The following is a 3,763-nucleotide window of genomic DNA, read 5'->3' as shown; positions in this document are numbered from 1 at the left end:
TCCACGATGGCTTCATGTTGCTAGCTCTGTTATTGCAATATAAGAAACCACAATTTTAACCGCATTAAACATTTACTACATCTCGTACCCAAAAGCCTTACAAATAGTGGATTTGCTCTTACCAAGCGTGCTAACAAAAATAGCTGTGTTTCCCTGCACTAATCTATACTCTGATTAACGTGTCATTCAAATTTCTATGAGTTGCGAACATTTAGACAATCTGACTATGGAAACTCTGATTTCTAAAGCAAACTACCCAGTCTTTCGTTGTGAAGAGTGTATCCGGCTCAACAGTCGCTGGGTGCATCTGCGTATTTGTCAAAGTTGCGGCAAGATGCTGTGCTGTGATTCTTCTGTTCATCAACATGCCCGACGGCATTACGAGGAAACTGGACATTCAGTAATTAGCTCGGCTGAGTTAGGAGAACAGTGGTTATGGTGTTTTTTGGATGAGCAGGCAAAAAACTATTAAAGTGAGGCGAACGCGCTTCACTGCCCTTTGAGCGTGATTGCTATCTTCCCAACCTCTGAGCCAATCGCCCTTTTAGGGAGACAGTTTTGACTTGTCGCCCAAAAACAGTATCATCTGAAATTTTATGCGAAAAATTATTATTGGGGTTATGGGTCGGGGAGAAAATGCGACAGCAAATGATTTACAAAATGCTTATTTACTAGGTCAACTTATTGCCAAACAAGGATGGATTTTACTCACTGGTGGTAGAAATGTAGGGGTAATGGATGCAGTAAGTAAAGGTGCAAAATCTGCTGATGGTTTAACTATTGGTATTCTTCCAGGTGAAAATCAGGATGGTATTTCCTCTTGGGTAGATATTGCTATTTTCACAGACATGGGTAATTCTAGAAACAATATTAACGTTCTCACCAGTGATGTGGTAATTGCTTGCGGAATGGGTGCAGGAACCGCTTCAGAAATTGCTCTAGCTTTGAAAGCCAATAAGCAAGTAATTTTGTTGAATAATGATGAAGAAAGTAAACTTTTCTTTAAAAAACTGTCGCCAGAAAATGTTTATATTGTGGAGAGTGTGGAGCAGGCGATCGCTACTGCCAAAACAATTTTATCTTAGTTACGAATTACTGAATCAGTAAAGTCTTCTCAAATTGGGAGGCTCTCGAATTGATTGGGTATAAATCCCCATCTGTTGCGTTAGCTTCCCGAAATTTTAATTATATTCCGGATCAGACTGAAGCAAGTGAGTGTATGTATAAAAAAGAGAACTACATTCCCAGATGATTAACCAAATTACCGCTTTAGAATCCTGTTGGCATATTTCTCCTGAGTGGGGTCAGACCCTGCCTCCAGTAGCAGTAAGAATCTTAGAAAAAGTTTTGTTGCCAATCTCAGACTTGTCAGGCTACTGCTGTGGTATTTTGTGGGAAAAACAGGAATGGATTTATGCAATTGTTTGCCAGAATGAAACTCTCTATTTACCTGAGCAAGAATTTCATCCAACAAATGTATTAGAAAAGTCCACTGTTTCTACTCCGGCTTTTGAATTGGGGGATATAGTTGAGGTTGATTTCGGTGAACAGCCGACACGCCGTATTATTCAAGGAATTTTTAGTCTCAAAGATAATTGGCTTTATGGGGTAGAGTGGCGCTCCCCAATTTTAGAAGAAGTGTCTGCCCAAAGCAGAACAATATGGCTTGCTGATGTTGATTTAGTCAATGTTAGTGTATGACGATTATCAGTTGCGACAAAAGAGCAGTACCAAGTTAACTAACAATTTGGGTTATTAATCTCAAGTTACTGGTTTTATTAGCTACTTTTAACTATTTATCTGGGCATCATAAGTATATAGTGATTATTACTACAGATGCTCCCGAAATTTGGCTTTGTTACAATTAGCGTTTTGCTTCTAGCTCAAACATTACCCGTATTTGCCAACAATCTTACTGCCACAGTTGTAAGCGTAGGTGACGGTGACACCATACGGGTGAAAACTGGTAACAAAACTGTAACAGTCCGCCTTGCTTGCATTGATGCACCAGAGATGAAACAGAATCCTTGGGGTCAACAATCATCTGCAAGACTAAAGCAATTACTCCCAGTAGGACAAGCAATTACTCTACGCTCCGTTGAAACTGACAAATATAAGCGCCTGGTTGCAGAGGTGTTTGTCGAGAATCGCAGTGTCAATCTCAATATGGTGCAAGAGGGACAAGCTGTAGTGTATCGTCAGTATCTCAAAGGCTGTCCAGAGTCTAAAAATAGCTTGTTGCAAGGTGAAAACACCGCCAAACAACAGCGTTTAGCATTTTGGAGTCAGGCTAATCCTGTAATGCCTTGGGACTTCCGCCACAGAGCTACCCAAAAGACAACTTCACAGGCGATTCAACCGCCGCAACAGAATAACTGTGATCCCTCTTACCCAGATTTTTGCATTCCAAAGAATTCACCAGACTTAAATTGCCGAGATATTAGCCAACGAAGGTTTAAAGTGCTGCCACCCGATCCTCATGGGTTTGACCGAGATAGGGATGGGATTGGGTGTGAACGGTAGATGTGATTTTAAGAAGATTTTGGACAGCCTTTGTCAGGAGAAGCTGGACAAATTGTAAGCTGAAACCTAAAACTTTGTTAAGGGAAGAATAAAGCTATCGTCTTATGTAGTCTGACAAAAGTTTCTGGTTAGCTTTAGCCATCTGGGTGGCATTAACATACCCCTTGGGTATCGCGTATTTGCCTATCTGCCCAGACTGGGGCATTTGGTTGATTTCTGAATCACACCAAAAGTGTGTCAGCATTATAATTGGCTTACTTTCAGCATTATAATTGGCTTACTTTTTGTAAATGAGTTTTGCAAAGCGATCGCGTTGCTTCCTGGCTGGCGATCGCTTTTGCGTTATCACTACCTCAGTGTAATCAAAAAACTCTAAAAACACAAGTTGGTGTTGTAAATTAGAGGAGAGCTAAATGACAGAGGAGGTCTGCTTTGTGAAACTGTCCTATGTATCTCGTTTTACTTGGGATGAAGAAACAGCACAGCGATTGAGAAAACTACGGGGTAAAACTAGCCGAGATAAATTAGCGATTCAAGCTGGTCGCAGCAATACTTTTATCCAAAACCTTGAATGGGCAAACCCTGGAAATAGACCAGAATCAATTTCCAAAGAAGATGCGTTTGCTATTTGCAATGCGCTTGATGTACCTATTTGGAAGTTATTTCCAGCGTTAGTAATCAATCCTGAAAGTTTACAAGAAATATGCAAAACCCTATTGACATAATACAACATGGTGTTGTAAAGTATATATACAAGAGAGGAATTGAACGCGATGCCTCTCAGAGAAAGGAAGAAGCGCTCAAAACTCAAACCAATCAAATTGAATTAGCAACAAAACTATTAGAAACCAATAGCCGGCGGGATAAGTAGCCGCAGCCTAAAACTTGTAATGGCCAAGCCACCGCGAGATGATTCCGATGACCTACCACGTCTAAAAACTGGTTGTAAAAACTTCAATCTTTTCAGAATTAAGGCGATTATTACTCCTCAGTATGTAATCGCCTTTTCAATTGTTTCGACATGGCTGTGGCTGTACAGAGGGCACGATAAATCCAATATCTTCTCTACAGCTTTTTACTGTCTGGTGTTTTGACCATCAGTTAATACGCTTTACCATTGAACACTTTTGTAGAACCCATTTGAGATATATACAGGAGGGCAATCGAATTTGGCTGAACTACGAGCTAAGTTACAAATTTTATAGATTGATCGTCAGGATTTTTTTCTTGCTTTTTTTGT

Annotated in this window: 5 protein-coding genes; all 5 read left to right on the top strand. The window is 40.3% G+C overall.

Going from position 1 to position 3,763, the window contains the following annotated elements; genetic code table 11:
* Positions 1–226: 226 nt before the first annotated feature.
* Positions 227–472, top strand: a complete 246-nt coding sequence (locus HWQ37_RS00490; RefSeq protein ID WP_292742585.1) for a UBP-type zinc finger domain-containing protein — start codon at positions 227–229, stop codon at positions 470–472.
* A gap of 124 nt (positions 473–596) precedes the next feature.
* A complete protein-coding gene (locus tag HWQ37_RS00485; protein WP_292742584.1) occupies positions 597–1,085 on the top strand; it encodes a TIGR00725 family protein in 489 nt (162 codons plus the stop codon).
* 163 nt (positions 1,086–1,248) lie between these two features.
* A complete protein-coding gene (locus HWQ37_RS00480) occupies positions 1,249–1,701 on the top strand; it encodes a DUF1392 family protein (RefSeq protein ID WP_292742583.1) in 453 nt (150 codons plus the stop codon).
* 135 nt (positions 1,702–1,836) lie between these two features.
* Positions 1,837–2,523, top strand: a complete 687-nt coding sequence (locus HWQ37_RS00475; RefSeq protein ID WP_292742581.1) for a thermonuclease family protein — start codon at positions 1,837–1,839, stop codon at positions 2,521–2,523.
* A gap of 434 nt (positions 2,524–2,957) precedes the next feature.
* Positions 2,958–3,248: an XRE family transcriptional regulator gene (locus HWQ37_RS00470; protein ID WP_229475544.1), complete on the top strand. Its 291-nt coding sequence runs from the start codon at positions 2,958–2,960 to the stop codon at positions 3,246–3,248.
* The last annotated feature ends 515 nt before the right edge of the window (positions 3,249–3,763 follow it).

Origin of the sequence: Nostoc sp. NMS4 (genome assembly GCF_017115095.1) — a bacterium.
Lineage (GTDB): Bacteria > Cyanobacteriota > Cyanobacteriia > Cyanobacteriales > Nostocaceae > Nostoc.
This window is presented reverse-complemented; position numbering and strand designations above follow the sequence as displayed.